The sequence below is a fragment of the Xanthobacter sp. 91 genome (assembly GCF_000702385.1).
GTDB lineage: Bacteria > Pseudomonadota > Alphaproteobacteria > Rhizobiales > Xanthobacteraceae > Xanthobacter > Xanthobacter aminoxidans.
On the sequence record NZ_JNIB01000001.1, the window covers coordinates 2,676,454 to 2,693,657 of the forward strand.

The window sequence follows — 17,204 nt, forward strand, 5'->3', positions numbered from 1 at the left end:
AAATCAAGACCCGAGGAATCCACCCATGGCCACCCACAAGCTCCTTCTTCTCGCCGGCGACGGCATCGGCCCTGAAGTCATGGCCGAGGTGAAACGGGTGGCGAAGTGGCTGGAGCAGGCGGGCCTCGCCTCCTTCGCCATCGAGGAGGATCTGGTCGGCGGCTGCGCCTATGACGCGCACGGCGTCGCCATCTCCGAGGACGCCATGGTGCGCGCCAAGGGCGCCGACGCCATCCTGCTCGGCGCGGTCGGCGGCCCCAAGTGGGCGGACGTGCCCTATGAGGCGCGCCCCGAGGCGGGCCTGCTGCGGCTGCGCAAGGATCTCCAGCTGTTCGCCAACCTGCGCCCGGCCATCTGCTACCCGGCGCTGGCGGATGCCTCCTCGCTCAAGCGCGAGGTGGTGGAGGGGCTCGACCTCCTCATCGTGCGCGAGCTGACCGGCGGCGTCTATTTCGGCGAGCCCAAGACCATCACCGATCTCGGCAACGGCCAGAAGCGCGCCATCGATACGCAGGTCTATGACACCTACGAGATCGAGCGCATCGCCGCCGTGGCCTTCGAGCTGGCCCGCACCCGCCGCAACAAGGTGACCTCCGCCGAGAAGCACAACGTGATGCGCTCCGGCGTGCTCTGGAAGCAGGTGGTGACCGAACTCCACGCCCGCGCCTACAAGGATGTGGAGCTGGAGCATGCGCTGGCGGATTCGCTGGCCATGCAGCTGGTGCGCTGGCCCAAGCAGTATGACGTGATCGTCACCGACAATCTGTTCGGCGACATCCTCTCCGATCTCGCGGCCATGGCGACCGGCTCGCTCGGCATGCTGCCCTCCGCCTCGCTCGGCGCTGTGGATGCGGCCACCGGCAAGCGCGCGGCGCTCTACGAGCCCGTGCACGGCTCCGCCCCCGACATCGCCGGTAAGGGCATCGCCAACCCCATCGCCATGATCGGCTCGCTGGCCATGGCGCTGCGCTATTCGTTCAACGAGGGCGCGGTGGCGGATCGCATCGAGCAGGCCATTGCAGGCGTGCTCGCTTCCGGCAAGCGCACCGGCGACATCGCCGCGCCGGGCATGGAGACCATCGGCACCGAGGCGATGGGCAAGGCCATCATCGCCGAACTCGACGCCGCGACCGCCTGAGCGGCCGTTCTGACCATTGGCCCCTCCGGCTCGCCCGGAGGGGGATCGGCGAAAGCGGGCGTCATGCGCCACGCCGACACAAAGGTGCCCCGGTCTGGCCGGAGCACCGCCTCGGGCGCCCGCGCTTCAGCCGCGCTCGACGTCGAAGCCGGCTTCGCGCCAGCCCATGATGCCGCCCTTCATGTGCTCCTCATAGGCAAGGCCTGCCTTCTGCGCCGCCGCGGCGGCCTGCTGCGAGCGCTGGCCCGAGCGGCAGGAGAAGACGAGGCGCTTGCCGGCCGGGTCCGGCAGGGCAGCGGGATTCCACGTGCTCAGCGGGAAATTGACCGCGCCGGGAATGCGCTCGGCCTGAATCTCGTTCGGCTCCCGCACGTCCACGAGAAGGATGCTGCCATCGGCGAGTCCCTGACGGACCTCCGACGGGGAGAGGTGGCTGATGGTCCCGCCGAAGGGGTTGCGTTCACTCATTGACCTGTCCTGAACACGAAGCTGTGAGCCGGTTTGTCCCGGGGGCGCGAGCCTGCACCGGAGCGCCTTGCTGATGCAAGAGGTGTTCCCTTGTCGTGGAAGGGACACGCAACGGAAGTGGGTCTTTACGGCGCAGCTTGCCCGGTCCAGAACCATGAACGAAGCTGCACGATGCCCGAACGCTCCGCTCATCTGGCGTTCATGTGGCCTTTGCTAGATCAGGTGCCATCGCAGCACGCCGCGGGTTGATGCCCGGCGGATGCGGAAAGGATCAAGATGTCGACCCGTAATGCCGCGCTCGGCGCTTTCACTGCCTTCACCCTGGCCGCCGCCGTCCTCGCCGGCTCGGCTGTCACCGCCAGCGCCCAGAACAACACGGTGGGCGGTGCGCTCATCGGCGGCACGGCCGGCGCGCTGATCGGCGGCGCTGTCACGGGCAATGCCGGTGGCGTCGCGGCCGGTGCGCTCATCGGCGGCACCACCGGCGCCATCATCGGCAACCAGCAGGACCAGCGCCGCGCCTACTATTTCTGGGGCAACAACGGCCGCTGCTACCTGCGCCAGACCAACGGCAACGTGGTCAAGGTGTCGCGCGGCTACTGCGGCTGACCCTTGTTTTCAGGGCTGTTGATCGGTTCCGTTCCCCCGCACGGATCCGATCAGTGGGAGAGGCGCCGGCTTTTGCCGGCGCCTTTTTCCGTTGGCGCGGAAACGCGGTGAGTTGCCTCCCGCACTGCGGCAGCTAGATTGGCGCCATGCCGCCTGAGCCCGCTTCCGCCGACGCCCCAGACCGCCCGCGCACCTCCGCCGTGCCTGATCTCGCCACCGTGGCCGCCGGCGGCAAACGCGCCGTCGCGCGCGCGCTGGCGCTGGTGGAGACGGCGCGCGGACAGCCCGACCTCGTGGCGCTGCTCGATGCCGCGGCCCGCTCCGGCAAAGCCGAGGTGCTGGGCCTCACCGGCCCGCCCGGCGTGGGCAAATCGACCCTGACCAACGCGCTGGTCCGCCGCGCCCGTGCGGCCGGGCGCACCGTGGCCGTGCTCGCGGTGGACCCCTCGTCGCGGCGCACGGGTGGCGCACTGCTCGGCGACCGGGCCCGGATGAAGACCGATCCCGACGACCGCGGCGTGTTCGTGCGCTCCATGGCGGCGCGCGACCGGCTCGGCGGGCTTTCGGATGATTCGGTCGCCGCCGTCGTGCTGCTGCGCGCGGTCTATGATCTGGTGATCGTCGAGACCGTGGGCGTCGGCCAGTCGGAGGCCGACATCTCCCTTGTCGCCGACACGGTGGTGCTGTGCATCCAGCCGGCGTCGGGCGACAGCCTTCAGTTCATGAAGGCGGGCGTGATGGAACTGCCCGACATCATCGTCGTCACCAAGGCCGACATGACCGAGGTCGCCCGCCGCGCCGCCTCCGAGGTGGCGGGAGCGCTGTCGCTGGCGGGCTCCGCCTCCGCCGGGTGGACGGTTCCTGTGATCCGCCTGTCGGCGGCGACCGGGGAGGGGCTCGACTTGTTCGAGGCGGCGGTCGCGGCGCACGGCGCGTTTCTCGACGCGGGAGACCGGCGCGCAGCCCAGCGCGCGACGCAGGAGGACAAGTGGGTGGAGGAGGCGGTGCGTGTCCGCTTCGGCACCCATGGCCTTGCGCGGGCGCGCAAATTCCAGCTGCGGGGGCAGGGCCCGTTCGCCCGCGAAGCGGAGCTGGCGCTGAAATTAACCTCCAGGCAAGACTGATCGGACAATGCTCTTGCGTGTCGCCGGCCGGCAACGGTCCGGCGCCCTATTGGGGACATGAAGTCTCGGCAAGGGCTGGCGTATGGGAATTTGTCGGGATCGATGGCCGAGGGCCGGTCGGGCTTTATCGCCGCTTCTCGTCGCCACCGCCTTCATCGTCGCAACGCCTTGCGGGGCGGGGGCTGACGACGTCTCGGGCCGGGCGCCGAAAGGCGTGGCATCGGGTTCAGGTCTCGGCCTCTGGCCGGGCTCCGCGCGGGCGCTGAAGCTCGCCACGCTCGATCTGCCGCAGCCGGTCGGTACCGGCCTGCCGGAGATTCCGAAGGAGGCCATCGCCGAGGTCGTGAAGCCGGCGCGCCGTGTTGTCGCACCCGGCACCATCGTCACCGCCTCCCTCGCGCCGGTCTCTGAAGACAGTGCGCGCGCTGCCGCGGTTGCCGCAATCGCGGGCCAGCCGGTGCTGAATGGGACGCGGGACGAGATCGGCACCGGGCCGGAGCCGTCGGACCTCGTCTCGCCCGCCCTCGCGTCTTCCACCCAGTCTTCCTCCGATACGACGGATGACGACGCCTTCGCCTTTCCCCCGCCGCTGGTGCTCTCGGATCGCGAGACGGTCGAGCCGCCGCGCCACCTCGACCTGTCGGGCGCCTATCTGGAATTGGCCCTCGACATCCTTCTGGAACTGCCGCTGATTCAGGACGCCGCACGCGTTGCCGCAGCGGAGGACGTTCCCGCCGGTCTGGAGCAGGCCCGCCGTGCGGCCGAGACGCTGGCGCGCGAGGACGCGCCGGAGGAGGCTCTCGGGGAGTTCGGCGGCGGCACCACGCTCGTCGGCCCGATGCCGCATCAGGACCCGGTGGCGGTGTTCAGCCGCGATCCGGTGCTGTTTCCGGCCCTTGCCTTCCAGTATGCCGCCCTCGCCGAGCACGGCTATGTGCCTCATCCGGCGCCGCACGCCGAGGGCGAGGCGACCCTGGTCTCACCGGACAGCACCGTGGAGCTGGAGACACCGCCCAGCGACGGCATCTGGCCCTCGCCCGCGCAGCGGCTGGAGCTCGGCGGCGAGAAGCTGGCGCGGGCCCAGAAGTGCCTGGCGGAAGCCATCTATTTCGAAAGCCGCGGCGAGCCCAAGCGCGGCCAGATCGCGGTGGCGCAGGTCATCGTGAACCGTGTGTTCTCCGGCTACTACCCCGCGGATGTGTGCGGCGCGGTCTACCAGAACGCCCACAGGCACCTTGCCTGCCAGTTCACCTTCGCCTGCGACGATGTGCCGGACGTGGTGCGCGAGCCGGACATGTGGGTGCAGGCCAAGGAAATCGCCGCCGAGATGCTGGACGGAAAGCTGTGGCTCGCCTCCATCGGCCGCGCGACCCACTATCACGCCTACTGGGTGCATCCGAGCTGGGTGCGGGAGATGCGCAAGCTGGACAAGATCGGCGTGCACACCTTCTACCGCCCGCGTCGCTGGGGCGACAGCTACTGAGTCTTTCGCCGCCTTACGGCGCCTGAGCGAAGCAACATCCCAAGCCCGCGCGGCGCCTGAGAGAAGCGACGCTCAGGCGTGGCCGGCGTCGCTGGAGAGCATGCCGGGCACGATGCCGAGCTTGCGCAGGGCACTATCGTATTTCGTCTCCACCCCAGCGCCGAAGATGAGGTCCGGGTCGGCCGGGCAGTTCAGCCAGCCGTTGGCCTGGATCTCCGTCTCGAGCTGGCCCGGCGCCCAGCCGGCATAGCCCAGTGCCAGCACCGCGCTGCGCGGTCCGCGCCCGCCGGCGATGGCCTTCAGGATATCCAGCGTGGCGGTGAGGCAGATGCCGTCATCGATGGTCAGCGTGGAATTCTCGACGAAATAATCCGCCGAATGCAGCACGAAACCGCGTCCCGTCTCCACCGGTCCGCCGCGCAGCACTTTGACGGTGCCGGCGCTTTTCGGCAGCAGGATGCGCTCGGCGGCGGGAACCACATCCAGCTGCACGAGGAGGTCGGTGAAGTCGATGTGGCTCGCCGGCTGGTTCACCACGATGCCCATGGCTCCTTCCGGAGAGTGGGCGCACATGTAGACGAGGGTGCGGGCGAACTGCTCGTCGCGCATGGTCGGCATGGCGATGAGCATCTGCCCATCGAGGAAACCCGACCCTCCGCCTTCGATCGTATGGTTCTGGCTCGCAGTCATGGAGAAAGGGTACCGCCGTTCGGGCGTCTTGGAAATGCGGATTGCATCGCAGGTCGCCGCGAAGCCTCGTCGCAAGGCTGCGAGTTCCGCGGCGGGTCACACGCTTGTGCACGCGATTGGTGAGCGGAAGGGCTTTGCGGCGAAGCCGCGAGCGGGTACCCGCTAGGCCCATGACATCGACCCCTCAGCGCGCCCTGGGCGCTTGGCCGGCGGTCCGGCCCGCCTTCCTGTTGTCGTCTCGTGGCGTGTTCGCCCGCGCACTTCTCGCCGGCGCCATGCTTGCCGCTCTCTCGCCGGCCGCATGGGCTGCGAGCGCGCCTCCGGTGAAGGTGCCGGGCGCGGATGTGGTCCTGATGGCGGGTGCCGTCTCCGGCACGACGGCGGATGCGGGCATCGAGCTGAAGCTCGCCCCCGGCTGGAAGACCTACTGGCGCTATCCCGGCGACAGTGGCGTGCCGCCGACGCTGGACTGGAGCGGTTCGGAGAACATCGCCCGGGTGGAGATGGAATGGCCCGCGCCCAAGCGCTTCGCTGACGGGGGCGGGGGCTTTTCCATCGGCTACAAGGGGGCGGTCCTGTTCCCCCTGAAGGTGGAGCTGAAGGACAAGGACAAGCCGGCGCGGCTCGCCCTCGCGTTCGATTTCGCCGTGTGCGAGGCCCTGTGCATGCCCGCCCGCGCCGACCTCTCCATCGCGCTTGGCGGCGACGCGGGCGCCGAGGCGTCCCGCATTTCGGCGGCCCGCGCGGCACTGCCGGTGGAACGTCCGCTGGGCGTTGCCGAGCCGACCTCGGTGCAGAAGGTCGAACTGGACGCGAGCGCCGAACCGCCGCGTCTCGTGATCGAGGTCAGGGCGCAGAATCCCAAGGCGGATCTGTTCGCCGAGGGGCCGGACCGCTGGGCCTTGCCACTGCCGCAGAAGACCATGCTGCCGGACGGCACCGGACGGTTCGAGCTGCCCCTCGACGGCGTACCCGCCGGCACCGATCCGTCCGGCACGCCGCTGACCCTGACGCTCGTGGACGGCACGAAGGCGATCGTGACAACGGTGCCTGTTCCGAAGCTGCCGCCACGCTGAGCTGGGCCGCTCCGGCCCGCAGCCAGCGCTTTTCTCCCCGTCAAAAGCCCGTATTGTCGGCGCGGGCGCAAACGCCCAAGACTGTGGAGAAGACGATGCCCATTTCGGTCGGCGACAAACTGCCCAACGCCACCTTCCGTGTTCCCACCGAGGACGGCCCCGTGCCGAAGACCACCGACGAAATCTTCAAGGGCAAGAAGGTGGTGCTGTTCGCGGTGCCGGGTGCCTTCACCCCCACCTGCCACAAGAACCACCTGCCGGGCTATGTGCATGAGGCCGACGCCATCAAGGCGAAGGGCGTGGATGCCATCGCCGTGGTGTCGGTGAACGATCCCTTCGTCATGGGCGCCTGGGAAAAGGCCTCCGGTTCCGACGGCAAGATCGTATTCCTGGCGGACCCTGACGCGTCCTTCGCGGCCGCACTCGACCTCACCTTCGACGGCTCGGCCGCCGGCCTCGGCGTGCGCTCCAAGCGCTATTCGATGGTGGTCGAGGACGGCGTGGTCAAGACGCTCAACGTGGAGGACGTGCCCTCCAAGGCCGACGCCTCCGGCGCCACCGCGCTGCTCGCCCAGCTCTGATCCTTCTTACCGACTGACGGATGCCGGGCACGCCCGGCCTCCGCGCCCCGGACCCCTCCTCAGGAGGGCCGGCCTCGCGCGGTTCTCGCGCGCTCTCAGGCGATGATGTCGGGGAACAATTCGTCCTCGATCTGGCCGATGCGGTCCTTCAGCTGCAGCTTGCGCTTCTTGAGCCGCTGGATCTGCAGGATGTCCGATCCCGACACGCTGGTCAGCGCCTCGATCGCCGCATCGAGATCCCGATGCTCCTGCTTCAGGCGTTCCAGGTGGACCTTGAGATCCCGTTCCTCGTCGCTCGTCATGCCCGGTCCTGTCACCGGCGCGCAGGTCCGCCGCCCGCTCGCCCCATTTGGAATGACTATGGCACGGGTATGCCGCGCCGCAAGATGGGAGGTCGCCGGAGGTGGCGGAAAGGCGGTCGACTCTTCGCCGGCTCCGTGACAGACTGATGTCGTGTTGCAGACAGGGAGTGGCTAAGAATGTCCATCCAGTCGCACCTTCAGGAACTGAAGCGGCGTCACGCGGCCATCGAGCAGGAGCTCAACCGCGAAATGAATAGCCCCGCATCGGATCCTCTTCGTGTCGCAGAGCTGAAGCGCAAGAAGCTGGTTCTCAAGGACCAGATGTCGAAGCTGAATCCGACTTCCACCGTACATTGATGGCTTGCGAGATGTGTGCGTCGCCCGCGTGAGGTGTGGCGCCGCGCACATCTCTTTGTCCTGTGAGACGGGCGGCGCAAAGCGGCGTTCCGCGCGAACGGCCTTTGCGTTCCGGACCCAAGGGCTTTAATCCGGCCCCATGGCTCCTCCGCTCGTTCTCCTCCAGGACATCCATCTGCGCTTCGGCGCCACCCCTCTGCTCGACGGCGCGGAGCTTTCCGTGTCGGCGGGCGAGCGGGTGTGCCTTGTCGGTCGCAACGGCTCGGGCAAGTCCACGCTGCTGAAGGTGGCGGCGGGGCTCATCGAGCCGGACTCCGGTACGCGCTTCTTCCAGCCCGGAACCACCGTGCGCTACCTGCCGCAGGAGCCGGACTTTTCCGGCTATGCGACGACGCTCGCCTATGTGGAAGCCGGTCTCGGACCGGGCGACGATGCCTATCGCGCCCAATATCTCCTCACCGAGCTGGGCCTGACAGGACAGGAAGACCCCGCTCACCTCTCCGGCGGCGAGGCCCGCCGGGCCGCTCTGGCGCGCGTGATCGCGCCGGAGCCGGACGTGCTGATGCTGGACGAGCCCACCAACCATCTCGATCTGCCGGCCATCGAATGGCTGGAAAGCGAGCTGAAGGGGCTGAAGTCGGCCATGGTGCTCATCAGCCATGACCGGCGCTTCCTCGAAACCCTCTCGCGCGCCACCGTCTGGCTCGACCGCGGCCAGACCCGGCGGCTGGAGCAGGGCTTCGGCGCGTTCGAAGCCTGGCGCGACGAGGTGCTGGAACAGGAAGAGACCGAGCGCCACAAGCTCGACCGCAAGATCGTCGCGGAGCTGGACTGGCTGCGCTACGGCGTCACCGCCCGTCGCAAGCGCAATGTGCGCCGGCTGGGCCTGCTGCATTCCATGCGCAAGGACCGCCGCGATGAGCGCCGCGCGGTCGGCAACGTCAAGCTGGCGGTGAGCGAGGCGGAGGCGTCCGGCAAGCTCGTCATCGAGGCGAAGCACATCGCCAAGGCCTTCGGCGCGCGGGAGGTGGTGAAGGATTTCTCCACCCGCGTCCTGCGTGGCGACCGCATCGGCATCATCGGCCCCAACGGCGCCGGCAAGACCACGCTCATCAAGCTGCTCACCGGCGAGCTTGCCCCCGATTCGGGCACGGTGAAGCTCGGCACCAATCTGGAAGTCGCCAGCCTCGACCAGAAGCGCGCCGCGCTCGACCCCGGCACCACCCTGCGCGATGCGTTGACCGGCGGCGGCTCGGACCAGGTGCAGGTGGGCGGCGTGCCCAAGCATGTGATGGGCTATCTGAAGGACTTCCTCTTCACCCCCGAGCAGGCCAACGCGCCGCTCTCGGTGCTCTCCGGCGGCGAGCGCGGCCGGCTGATGCTGGCGCGGGCGCTGGCGCTGCCCTCCAACGTGCTGGTGCTGGACGAGCCCACCAACGACCTCGACCTCGAAACCCTCGATCTTCTGCAGGAGATGGTGGCCGACTATCCCGGCACCGTCATCCTTGTCAGCCACGATCGTGACTTCCTGGACCGTACCGTCTCCAGCGTCATCATGGCGGAGGGGGACGGGATGTTCCGCGAATATGCCGGCGGCTATTCGGACATGCTGTCCCAGCGCGGCCGCGGTGTGGAGGCACGGGACAAGGGCGCGCCCGCGTCGAAGGCAAAGGGGGGCGAGCCGAAGCCGGACGCCGGCAAGGGAGCTAGCGGCGCCGCAGCCGCGGCGAAGCGACGGCTCTCCTTCCATGAACAGCACGCGCTGAAGACGCTGCCCAAGACCATGGACGACCTGCGCGCCAAGCTGGAGAAGCTCGCCGCCGAAATCGCCGACCCTGCGCTCTATGCCCGCGACCCGGCGCGCTTCGACAAGGCCTCGGCGGCGCTGGCGGAGACGCAGGCGGCCCTCGACGCGGCGGAAGAGGAATGGCTGCGCCTCGAAATCCTGAAAGAGGAACTCGAAGGGTAGGGCGGCTCAGGGGCGGCGCCGCATCAGCACGGTGCTCTCGAAATCGATGACCAGATCCCCGTGCTGGTTCGTTCCGGTATTGTAGGTGCGCAGGAAGCCCCATTGGGGGCGGGACTTGATGTTGATCTTGTCCCGCACCTCGGTGGCGAACGAGATGGTATCTCCCGCATAGACCGGCTTCAGCCAGCGCAGCTTGGTGAAGCCGGAGGCTGGGCCGAAGGAGCCGCCGCCCGGCACGCCTTCCTCGCCGGGCTTCGAGGCTTCCTTGGGCAGCGCCATGTTGGAGGCGACGAAGCACTTCATCCACATGGCGGCCGTGTGCCAGCCGGACGCGACCAGCGCGCCGAACGGACTGCGGCGCGCCGCCTCCGGATCCACATGGAACGGCTGGGGATCATAGAGACGGGCGAAGGCCAGCATCTCCGCCTCGGTGAAGGTGTGGTTGCCCAGCGCGGCGGTGGCGCCCGCCTCGACCTCCTCGAAATACATCATGCGAGGCGCGCTCCCGGGTTGCGGCGGCCGACCATGACCACGCAGGTCTGATCCAACGCCGCGCTCTTGTCGGCCTTCAGAAGCTCGAAGCGGAAGGTCACGAGCCCCATGTCCGGATTGCTCCTGGAGGTGCGGCTCTCCAGCACCGTGCGGCGGAGCGTGAGCACATCGTCGGGGAAGACGGGGGCGAGCCACTTGTTCTCGGGAACGCCGGGCGAGCCCATGCTGGCGGTGCGCAGGAGGAAGCCGTCGCAGACGAGCCGCATCATGATGGCGCACGAATGCCAGCCGGAAGCCGCCAGCCCGCCGAGCAGGGACACCTTGCCCGCCGCCGCATCGAGATGCATGGGCTGGGGATCGAACTCGCGGGCGAAGGCGAGGATCTCCTCCTCCGTCACCTTGTGCGAGCCGAACGTCTTCACCTCACCGATGATGAAATCTTCGAAGAAGATGTCGGGCAAGGCGGCCTCCCTGTCGTTGGAGGCCGATGGAAGGCGAGGATGACGCAAACGTCAAGCTGGGCGTGGGGATATCGGCGCATCAGGCCAGAGCACGATCCGATTAAATTGAATCAATTTGATCGGTGAATCGCCCTCTAATTTAAGGAGTGAGAACGCGTTGTCCGATCAGCTTGCGACGCAAGCTGATCGGCGCGTGCTCTAGAAGGTGGCCTTGTCGCTCCCCACCAGAACGTCACGGATATTCTGGGTGACCGGAAACCCATAACCGCCTTCGCGACCGGGTGAATAGAGCACGCCGTCGTCGTGATACTCGGACACATAAAGGTGCACGCCGACGCACTTCATGGCCAGAATGAGCGCCTGCAAAGCATCCACCCCGTGAACCACCATGCTTTTGGTGCGGTCCGGCCAGTCGATCTCGAAGCGGCAGCCCCAGGACTCGCCGAAGTCCTCCACGAGGTGTTCGGGCTGGTGAAGGCGAATCTCCACCGGCGTGTCGCCGGTCTCTCCCCTGATGAAAAGGGTGTGCGTGAGGATCACCATGGCGGGGCTCCGCGAGGGACTGAAATCAGAAGCTTATCTTGTCGACGCCGATGAGCAGGTCACGCAGGTTGTTCGGGACCGGGAAACCGTAGCCGTCCTCCTTGTCGTAGGCTCGCAAACTGCCGTCCTCATGATACGGGCTTGTGTAGATCTGGGCGCCGATCATCTGCAGCGTGATGACCAGCGCCTGCAGCGCATCTTCGCCCACGCCATAGCGAACCATTCGGCTCTCGGGCCAGTCGATTTCGAAACTGCATGTCCATGACCCATCCGTCAGGTGAGGCTGATACAGGCGGATTTCGATGGGAACATTGTCCGATGGCCCATTAAGATGTAGAATATGGGTCATAATAAGCATTATTAGATTTCAAAAAATTGTCCCTTGCATCTAAACGCGGTTTCGTACGCGGGTATATCAATCGGGATTATAAATAAATCTTGTCAGCGCCGACCAATAGGTCGCGGACGTTTCGGGCGATGGGAAAGCCATAGCCCTCTTCGTTGTCATAGGCGCGAAGGGCTCCATCGTGATGATAGGTGCTCGTATAGATCTGGATTCCGATCATCTGCAAAGATATCACCAGCGCCTGCAATGCATCTAGGCCGGCGCCGGACATGGTCTTGGTGCCCTCCGGCCAGTCGATTTCGAAAGTGCAGGCCCAGCAGCCGTCCTTGGGTTCTGGCCTGTAAATACGGATTGCGATCGGAATTTCGCCTTCAGGGCGATTGAGATAAAGCGTGTGAGTCAGAATTAACATTTTTATTCTCTCAGAATGGGAGAGGAGGAATCGGTTTTCCGGCTAAACAGAAAGCATATCGCAGGGATGCTTGACCGTGGCATGCTGGATTCTTGATGGCCGTGCAGTACGCCATGTCTCTCTTGTTCAAGCGTTCGCATTCCGCTTCTGCCGCGGGCGAAATGCGCCGCGCCGCCATCGACACACGTCGCTCCGCACCGGTGGGTTTGGGCCCGGTGCTGCCGTCGCTGCCTCCGGCCCATCGCCCGCCACCCGGCTGGCCGCTGGGGATACGCGGCTGGCTGGGATCATAGCTGCCCTTCAATGCGAGCTTGAGTCGCCATGCTGCGACGTCGAGGTTCAGCCGCCGCGTGAGGCGGCGCAATCGGTCGAGGGCATCCAATTCTGCATCTGTCTGCGACACAGCCGCTCTCCTCCGTCAATCCGAAGGAGACGATATAGGAATATATTCCGATGTGCAACTGCAGCATGCTAACAGTGGCGCGACTCTCGCGCGTCCGGCGCCAGATGCCTCAGCTCGAAGCGCATCACCTCGGTCCCATCCTCCCGCCGGGCGCTGCCGGTGCGGTGGTAGATGGTCCAGCCGGGGCGGCTGGTGCTGGGGCGGGCGTCGAGGATTTCGGTGAAGAAGGTAATGGTGTCGCCGACGCGGACCGGGGCGAGCCATTTGAGGTCGATGAGACCGAAGCCGACGCCGACAGGTGCGATCACCGCCGCGTGGTCGGGGGGCAGGGCTTCAACCGCCGCGCCATGGGCGCGCACGAACAGGCCCATCCATGTTGAGACCGTGTGCCAGCCCGAGGCGATGAGGGTGCCGAAGGGGGAGGCGGCGGCCGCCTCCGCATCCACATGGAAGGGCTGGGGATCGTAGGCGCGGGCGAAGCGCACGATCTCCTCCGCCGTGAAGGTGAAGCGGCCGAGTAACTGCGGCCCGGCCCCGACCATCACGGAGCCTCAGTTGGCGAAGCGGAAGTGCAGCACGTCGCCGTCGGCGACCACGTAGTCCTTGCCTTCCAGGCGGAAGCGGCCGCCCTCGCGGGCGCCGGCCTCGCCCTTGAACTTCACGTAGTCATCGAAGGCGACGGTCTCGGCGCGGATGAAGCCCTTTTCGAAATCCGTATGGATCACGCCCGCCGCCGCGGGGGCCTTGGTGCCCGCGGTGATGGTCCAGGCGCGCGCCTCCTTCGGACCCACGGTGAAGTAGGTGAGGAGCTGGAGCAACTCGTAGCCGGCGCGGATGACGCGGTTGAGGCCCGGTTCGTCGAGATCGATGGCCTCCAGATATTCCTTCTGCTCGTCCGGGGGCAGCACCGCGATCTCGCTCTCGATCTTGGCCGAGACGACAACGGCCTTGGCGCCTTCCTCGGCGGCGCGCTTGAAGACTTCCGCCGAGAGGGCATTGCCCTCCTTGGCCGAGCCTTCCTCGACGTTGCACACGTAAAGCACGGGCTTGGCGGAGAGCAGGCCCAGCTGGTTGAAGAGCTTGCGCTCCTCCGGCTTCACCTCGGCGAGGCGGGCGGGCTTGCCCTCGCGCAGCAGGACCAGGGCGCGCATGACGAGGTCGAGGGTTTCCTTGGCCTCCTTGTCGGTGCCGCCCTTGGCCTTCTTCTCCAGCGCCGTGACGCGCTTTTCCAGGCTCTCGAGATCGGCGAGCATCAGCTCGGTCTCGATGGTCTCGATGTCGTTGACCGGGGCGATCTTGCCTTCCACATGGGTCACGTCCCCATCCTCGAAGCAGCGCACCACATGGGCGATGGCATCGCACTCGCGGATGTTGGCGAGGAACTGGTTGCCGAGCCCCTCGCCCTTGGAGGCGCCGCGCACGAGGCCGGCGATGTCCACGAAGGTGAGGCGGGTGGGGATGATGGCGCCCGAGCCGGCGATCTCCGCCAGCGTGTCGAGGCGCGGATCGGGCACCGCCACGTCACCCACGTTCGGCTCGATGGTGCAGAACGGATAGTTCGCCGCCTGCGCCGCCGCCGTCTGGGTGAGCGCGTTGAAGAGGGTGGACTTGCCCACGTTGGGAAGCCCGACGATGCCGCATTTGAAGCCCATGGACCGCTCAGGAGTTGCACCCGCCCGCCGGTGCGGCTGCAGGATGGAGATAAGGATCAGGCCGCGCTGCGGCCGTTGGGATCGCATAGCCCCTCGGGCCTCGGGTGCGCAACCCGCCCGGCCAGGGGCGCATGGGCCTAGGCGCGGCCTCAGCCCTTCTCGCCGACCCTTTTCTGCTCGCCGAAGCCCTGGGCTTCGAGAAAGAGGTGGGTGCGGTTCTGGAATTCGTCGGGGCGCTGCTTCACCAGCAGTTCGGCGAAATCGGCGCAGGCGTCGCTCACGGCATCCACCCAGCCCTTTTCGGACTTGGCGAAGTCGTTGAGCACATAGGCATGCACCAGAGCCTTGTCGCCGGGATGGCCGATGCCGAGGCGGATGCGCCAGTAATCGTTGCCGCACTGGGCGGTGATGGACCGCAGCCCGTTGTGGCCGGCATTGCCGCCGCCCTTCTTGATCCGCACCTTGGCGGGGGGCAGGTCCAGCTCGTCGTGGAAAACGAAGATGTGGTCGAGGGGAATCTTGTAGAAGCGCTGGGCCTCGGCGACGGCCCGGCCGCTCTCGTTCATGAAGGTCTCGGGAAAGAGCGCGATGACCTTCTCACCGGCAATCTCGCCTTCGGCGGCCGCGGACTGGAAGCGGCGGCGCAGCGGGCCGAGGCGATGGCGGCGGCAGATGGCGTCGAGTGCCATGAAGCCGACATTGTGCCGGTTGCCGGCATATTTCGGGCCGGGATTGCCGAGCCCTGCGAACAGGAACATGAGGCGGATCTCCGGCCCGAAAAACGGGGCGCCGCGGCTTTAAACAAGCGCGGCGCCCGGTACTGGTCAGCGATCAGCTCAGGCCTTGGGCTCTTCCGCCGCCGGCTCCTCTTCGCCACCCACGGGGGCGACGATGGTGGCGAGGGTGTCGTCGCCCTGGCCGACCCAGGTCACGCCCGCGGGGAGCTTCTGGGAGGACAGGTGGAACGCGTCACCATAGGCGGCGCCGGTGAGGTCGACCTCGATGGCTTCCGGGATGGATTCGGCCGGGCATTCCAGCTCGACGGTGTGGGCGACCACGTTCAGGGTGCCGCCGGACTTGAGCGCCGGGGAAGCCTCCTGCTTCACGAAGTGCACAGGCACTTCCACCGTCACGGTCGCGCCCTTGGAGACGCGCAGGAAGTCCACGTGAACGGGGAAGTCCTTCACCACGTCCAGCTGGTAGTCACGCGGGATGACGCGGTGCTTGGTGCCGTCCACGTCCACCTCGAACAGGGTGGTGAGGAAGTGGCCGGCATAGATGATCTTGTTGATCTCGATGAAGTCGAGCGAGATCGTGATGGGGTCCTGCTTCTCGCCGTAGATCACGGCGGGCACACGCCCGGCGCGGCGCTCGGCACGGGCGGCCCCCTTGCCGGCCCGCGGGCGCGCCACAGCCTTCAGTTCCTTGATGGCAGTCATGGCACTTGTCCTGATTTTGAGTTTCCATCGCCGCATCCGTATGGACGCGCGATTTCGCCCTGCGGCACGCCTCCAGGGGGGCGCATGCCGAAAGCGAAGGCGCGCTTATAGCGGCGGAGCCCCGCCGATGCAAGGAAGCGGCGCGGTAAAAGGGGGTATCAGCGCGGCGTCGCGGACTGGCAGGCGCCGGGCTTGCCCACCGGCGTACCCTGGCCGAACCAGTTGCCGCACTTGTCGCAGCCGGAAACGGCGATGGCCAGCGCGGCGACGGCGGCGAGACGGATGGCGACGCGCATGACTTCTCCTCGGGAACCCGCGGCAGATTAGGCGATCCACCGGGGAAGGGAAGGGGCCGCGCCGCCGCGGCCCCGGCGCGCGTCCTTTCCGGCCTCAGTAGACGATGACGTGCCGCACCACTTCGCCACGGTCGAGGCGGTCGAAATTCTCGTTGATGGTGTCGAGCGGCCCGGTGGAGGAGAGCAGGCGGTTCACCGGCAGCTTGCCGCGCTTGTAGAGCGCCATGAAGCGCGGGATGTCGCGCGGCGGCACGCAGCTGCCCATGTAGCTGCCCTTGATGGTGCGCTCCTCGGCGACGAGATGCACCGGCGGCAGGGAGATGCGGGCGTTGGGATTGGCGAGGCCGCCCGTGGTGGTGGTGCCGCCCCGGCGGGTGATCTTGTAGGCCAGCTCAAAGGCGGGGGCGGAGCCGGCCATCTCGATGGCATGGTCCACGCCGCCGCGGGTGGCCTCCTTCACCGCCTCCACGATGTCCGGATCGCTGGCGAGGAAGGTGTCGGTCGCGCCGATCTGGCGGGCGAGGTCGAGCTTCTGGGGAGACAAGTCCAGAGCGACGATCTGGTCGGCACCCGCCGCCACTGCGCCCATCAGCGCGGAGAGGCCGACGCCGCCGAGGCCGACCACGGCGACACTCTGGCCCGGCCGCACGCCGGCGGTGTTCACCACCGTGCCGACGCCGGTCATCACCGCGCAGCCGAACAGGGCGGCGTCGATGAGCGACATCTCCTTGTCGATCTTGATGATGGAGCGGCGCGAGACCACCGCATACTCGCCGTAACCGGCGATCCCGCACAGGTGGTAGATATCGGTGCCGTCATCGCACTTCAGCCGCCGCCCGCCGCCGAGCAGGGTTCCGGCGCCGTTGGAGGCCTGGCCCGGCCCGCACAATTGGGCGCGGCCTTCCATGCAGGACGGGCAGGTGCCGCAGGTGGGCACGAAGCTCATCACCACATGGTCGCCGGCGCTGAGATCGTCCACGCCCGGACCGGTCTCCACCACCACGCCCGCCGCCTCGTGGCCGAGCACCATGGGAAGCTGACGCGGCCGGTCGCCGTTGATGACGGACAGATCGGAATGGCACAGCCCCGCCGCCGCCACCTTGATGAGCACCTCGCCGGCCTGGGGCGGCGCGAGCTGAACCGTTTCAATGGAGAGCGGGCGCGTGTCCGCATAGGGCTTGTTGACCGGAGACGTGCGCAGGACGGCGGCGCGGATCTGCATCTTTTCCTCCCGATGCTGTTACCGCGTTTTCGGACGCCGCGGGGCGGAGCGTCAAGCGCGGGAGACTGCGCATTTCGCAGGGGGAGCGAGCCGTCTCCCGCTCTGGACGCATGGAGCGTGAGCGGGAAGGCGGAGGGGCGT

23 protein-coding genes are annotated in these 17,204 nt (G+C 67.4%); 8 read left to right on the plus strand and 15 right to left on the minus strand.

Translation table 11 applies throughout. The features are described from left to right. The first annotated feature begins 25 nt into the window (after window positions 1–25). Window positions 26–1,138: a 3-isopropylmalate dehydrogenase gene (gene leuB / locus A37E_RS0112670; protein WP_029556928.1), complete on the plus strand. Its 1,113-nt coding sequence runs from the start codon at window positions 26–28 to the stop codon at window positions 1,136–1,138. 126 nt (window positions 1,139–1,264) lie between these two features. On the opposite strand, the gene A37E_RS0112675 is transcribed toward leuB, so the two are convergent. Beyond that, the gene (locus A37E_RS0112675; protein WP_024277326.1) at window positions 1,265–1,606 is read right to left on the minus strand and encodes a rhodanese-like domain-containing protein; all 342 of its coding nucleotides are present in this window, start codon (window positions 1,604–1,606) and stop codon (window positions 1,265–1,267) included. A 276-nt stretch (window positions 1,607–1,882) separates the two neighbouring features. On the opposite strand from A37E_RS0112675, the gene A37E_RS0112680 reads away from it, so the two are divergent. The 3 genes from A37E_RS0112680 to A37E_RS27410 all read left to right on the plus strand — a co-directional run bounded on the left by A37E_RS0112680 (window position 1,883) and on the right by A37E_RS27410 (window position 4,822). Continuing rightward, on the plus strand, window positions 1,883–2,215 hold the full coding sequence (locus A37E_RS0112680) for a glycine zipper domain-containing protein (protein ID WP_024277327.1): 333 nt from the start codon (window positions 1,883–1,885) through the stop codon (window positions 2,213–2,215). A 146-nt stretch (window positions 2,216–2,361) separates the two neighbouring features. After that, window positions 2,362–3,339, plus strand: a complete 978-nt coding sequence (gene meaB / locus A37E_RS0112685) for a methylmalonyl Co-A mutase-associated GTPase MeaB (protein ID WP_051678983.1) — start codon at window positions 2,362–2,364, stop codon at window positions 3,337–3,339. A 214-nt stretch (window positions 3,340–3,553) separates the two neighbouring features. Continuing rightward, window positions 3,554–4,822, plus strand: a complete 1,269-nt coding sequence (locus A37E_RS27410; RefSeq protein WP_245279324.1) for a cell wall hydrolase — start codon at window positions 3,554–3,556, stop codon at window positions 4,820–4,822. Between the two features lie 72 nt (window positions 4,823–4,894). Here A37E_RS27410 and A37E_RS0112695 read toward each other — a convergent pair whose 3' ends face one another. Continuing rightward, the gene (locus tag A37E_RS0112695) at window positions 4,895–5,512 is read right to left on the minus strand and encodes a YqgE/AlgH family protein (RefSeq protein ID WP_029556930.1); all 618 of its coding nucleotides are present in this window, start codon (window positions 5,510–5,512) and stop codon (window positions 4,895–4,897) included. A 170-nt stretch (window positions 5,513–5,682) separates the two neighbouring features. Here A37E_RS0112695 and A37E_RS0112700 point away from each other — a divergent pair, with 170 nt between their 5' ends. Beyond that, on the plus strand, window positions 5,683–6,588 hold the full coding sequence (locus tag A37E_RS0112700; RefSeq protein ID WP_081837569.1) for a protein-disulfide reductase DsbD domain-containing protein: 906 nt from the start codon (window positions 5,683–5,685) through the stop codon (window positions 6,586–6,588). Between the two features lie 95 nt (window positions 6,589–6,683). Beyond that, window positions 6,684–7,169 carry a peroxiredoxin gene (locus A37E_RS0112705; RefSeq protein ID WP_024277331.1) on the plus strand — a complete coding sequence of 162 codons (486 nt, stop codon included), beginning with the start codon at window positions 6,684–6,686 and terminating at the stop codon, window positions 7,167–7,169. 95 nt (window positions 7,170–7,264) lie between these two features. On the opposite strand, the gene A37E_RS0112710 is transcribed toward A37E_RS0112705, so the two are convergent. Further along, window positions 7,265–7,471, minus strand: coding sequence for a DUF465 domain-containing protein (locus A37E_RS0112710; protein WP_024277332.1), 207 nt, complete (start codon window positions 7,469–7,471; stop codon window positions 7,265–7,267). 177 nt (window positions 7,472–7,648) lie between these two features. On the opposite strand from A37E_RS0112710, the gene A37E_RS0112715 reads away from it, so the two are divergent. Continuing rightward, window positions 7,649–7,828, plus strand: coding sequence for a DUF465 domain-containing protein (locus tag A37E_RS0112715; protein WP_024277333.1), 180 nt, complete (start codon window positions 7,649–7,651; stop codon window positions 7,826–7,828). Between the two features lie 139 nt (window positions 7,829–7,967). Next, window positions 7,968–9,797: an ATP-binding cassette domain-containing protein gene (locus A37E_RS0112720; RefSeq protein ID WP_029556932.1), complete on the plus strand. Its 1,830-nt coding sequence runs from the start codon at window positions 7,968–7,970 to the stop codon at window positions 9,795–9,797. Window positions 9,798–9,803: 6 nt separating this feature from the next. On the opposite strand, the gene A37E_RS0112725 is transcribed toward A37E_RS0112720, so the two are convergent. The 12 genes from A37E_RS0112725 to A37E_RS0112775 form a co-directional block, all read right to left on the minus strand. Beyond that, window positions 9,804–10,289, minus strand: a complete 486-nt coding sequence (locus A37E_RS0112725; RefSeq protein WP_029556933.1) for a MaoC family dehydratase — start codon at window positions 10,287–10,289, stop codon at window positions 9,804–9,806. Next, window positions 10,286–10,750, minus strand: a complete 465-nt coding sequence (locus A37E_RS0112730) for a MaoC family dehydratase (protein ID WP_029556934.1) — start codon at window positions 10,748–10,750, stop codon at window positions 10,286–10,288. Before A37E_RS0112730 ends, A37E_RS0112725 begins: the two co-directional genes overlap by 4 nt. A 198-nt stretch (window positions 10,751–10,948) precedes the next feature. Next, window positions 10,949–11,293, minus strand: coding sequence for a hypothetical protein (locus A37E_RS0112735; protein WP_029556935.1), 345 nt, complete (start codon window positions 11,291–11,293; stop codon window positions 10,949–10,951). 25 nt (window positions 11,294–11,318) lie between these two features. Beyond that, on the minus strand, window positions 11,319–11,516 hold the full coding sequence (locus A37E_RS25960; RefSeq protein WP_051678985.1) for a hypothetical protein: 198 nt from the start codon (window positions 11,514–11,516) through the stop codon (window positions 11,319–11,321). Between the two features lie 202 nt (window positions 11,517–11,718). Continuing rightward, window positions 11,719–12,051 carry a hypothetical protein gene (locus tag A37E_RS0112745; protein WP_029556937.1) on the minus strand — a complete coding sequence of 111 codons (333 nt, stop codon included), beginning with the start codon at window positions 12,049–12,051 and terminating at the stop codon, window positions 11,719–11,721. Between the two features lie 10 nt (window positions 12,052–12,061). Further along, entirely contained in the window at window positions 12,062–12,454 is a 393-nt protein-coding gene (locus tag A37E_RS26885) for a hypothetical protein (RefSeq protein ID WP_156026304.1), read from the minus strand. Window positions 12,455–12,522: 68 nt separating this feature from the next. After that, window positions 12,523–12,996, minus strand: a complete 474-nt coding sequence (locus tag A37E_RS0112750; protein WP_051678986.1) for a MaoC/PaaZ C-terminal domain-containing protein — start codon at window positions 12,994–12,996, stop codon at window positions 12,523–12,525. A gap of 9 nt (window positions 12,997–13,005) precedes the next feature. Next, window positions 13,006–14,106, minus strand: a complete 1,101-nt coding sequence (ychF, locus tag A37E_RS0112755; RefSeq protein WP_029556939.1) for a redox-regulated ATPase YchF — start codon at window positions 14,104–14,106, stop codon at window positions 13,006–13,008. A 149-nt stretch (window positions 14,107–14,255) separates the two neighbouring features. Beyond that, on the minus strand, window positions 14,256–14,864 hold the full coding sequence (pth, locus tag A37E_RS0112760) for an aminoacyl-tRNA hydrolase (RefSeq protein WP_029556940.1): 609 nt from the start codon (window positions 14,862–14,864) through the stop codon (window positions 14,256–14,258). Between the two features lie 78 nt (window positions 14,865–14,942). After that, window positions 14,943–15,545, minus strand: a complete 603-nt coding sequence (locus A37E_RS0112765; RefSeq protein WP_029556941.1) for a 50S ribosomal protein L25/general stress protein Ctc — start codon at window positions 15,543–15,545, stop codon at window positions 14,943–14,945. 158 nt (window positions 15,546–15,703) lie between these two features. Further along, window positions 15,704–15,841, minus strand: a complete 138-nt coding sequence (locus A37E_RS26890; RefSeq protein ID WP_155982215.1) for a hypothetical protein — start codon at window positions 15,839–15,841, stop codon at window positions 15,704–15,706. Between the two features lie 94 nt (window positions 15,842–15,935). Next, a complete protein-coding gene (locus A37E_RS0112775) occupies window positions 15,936–17,063 on the minus strand; it encodes a zinc-dependent alcohol dehydrogenase family protein (protein ID WP_029556942.1) in 1,128 nt (375 codons plus the stop codon). Window positions 17,064–17,204: the final 141 nt, after the last annotated feature.

Coding starts and splice junctions, on each gene's coding strand:
- A37E_RS0112735 (WP_029556935.1), bottom strand. CDS start 11,293: ATGGTGATCCTCACGCACACCCTTTTCATCAGGGGAGAGACCGGCGAC.
- A37E_RS0112775 (WP_029556942.1), bottom strand. CDS start 17,063: ATGCAGATCCGCGCCGCCGTCCTGCGCACGTCTCCGGTCAACAAGCCC.
- ychF (WP_029556939.1), bottom strand. CDS start 14,106: ATGGGCTTCAAATGCGGCATCGTCGGGCTTCCCAACGTGGGCAAGTCC.
- A37E_RS0112725 (WP_029556933.1), bottom strand. CDS start 10,289: ATGATGTATTTCGAGGAGGTCGAGGCGGGCGCCACCGCCGCGCTGGGC.
- meaB (WP_051678983.1), top strand. CDS start 2,362: ATGCCGCCTGAGCCCGCTTCCGCCGACGCCCCAGACCGCCCGCGCACC.
- A37E_RS0112700 (WP_081837569.1), top strand. CDS start 5,683: ATGACATCGACCCCTCAGCGCGCCCTGGGCGCTTGGCCGGCGGTCCGG.
- A37E_RS25960 (WP_051678985.1), bottom strand. CDS start 11,516: ATGGTTCGCTATGGCGTGGGCGAAGATGCGCTGCAGGCGCTGGTCATC.
- A37E_RS0112745 (WP_029556937.1), bottom strand. CDS start 12,051: ATGTTAATTCTGACTCACACGCTTTATCTCAATCGCCCTGAAGGCGAA.
- A37E_RS26890 (WP_155982215.1), bottom strand. CDS start 15,841: ATGCGCGTCGCCATCCGTCTCGCCGCCGTCGCCGCGCTGGCCATCGCC.
- A37E_RS0112715 (WP_024277333.1), top strand. CDS start 7,649: ATGTCCATCCAGTCGCACCTTCAGGAACTGAAGCGGCGTCACGCGGCC.
- A37E_RS0112765 (WP_029556941.1), bottom strand. CDS start 15,545: ATGACTGCCATCAAGGAACTGAAGGCTGTGGCGCGCCCGCGGGCCGGC.
- A37E_RS0112695 (WP_029556930.1), bottom strand. CDS start 5,512: ATGACTGCGAGCCAGAACCATACGATCGAAGGCGGAGGGTCGGGTTTC.
- A37E_RS0112710 (WP_024277332.1), bottom strand. CDS start 7,471: ATGACGAGCGACGAGGAACGGGATCTCAAGGTCCACCTGGAACGCCTG.
- leuB (WP_029556928.1), top strand. CDS start 26: ATGGCCACCCACAAGCTCCTTCTTCTCGCCGGCGACGGCATCGGCCCT.
- A37E_RS0112680 (WP_024277327.1), top strand. CDS start 1,883: ATGTCGACCCGTAATGCCGCGCTCGGCGCTTTCACTGCCTTCACCCTG.
- A37E_RS0112720 (WP_029556932.1), top strand. CDS start 7,968: ATGGCTCCTCCGCTCGTTCTCCTCCAGGACATCCATCTGCGCTTCGGC.
- pth (WP_029556940.1), bottom strand. CDS start 14,864: ATGTTCCTGTTCGCAGGGCTCGGCAATCCCGGCCCGAAATATGCCGGC.
- A37E_RS0112675 (WP_024277326.1), bottom strand. CDS start 1,606: ATGAGTGAACGCAACCCCTTCGGCGGGACCATCAGCCACCTCTCCCCG.
- A37E_RS0112750 (WP_051678986.1), bottom strand. CDS start 12,996: ATGGTCGGGGCCGGGCCGCAGTTACTCGGCCGCTTCACCTTCACGGCG.
- A37E_RS0112705 (WP_024277331.1), top strand. CDS start 6,684: ATGCCCATTTCGGTCGGCGACAAACTGCCCAACGCCACCTTCCGTGTT.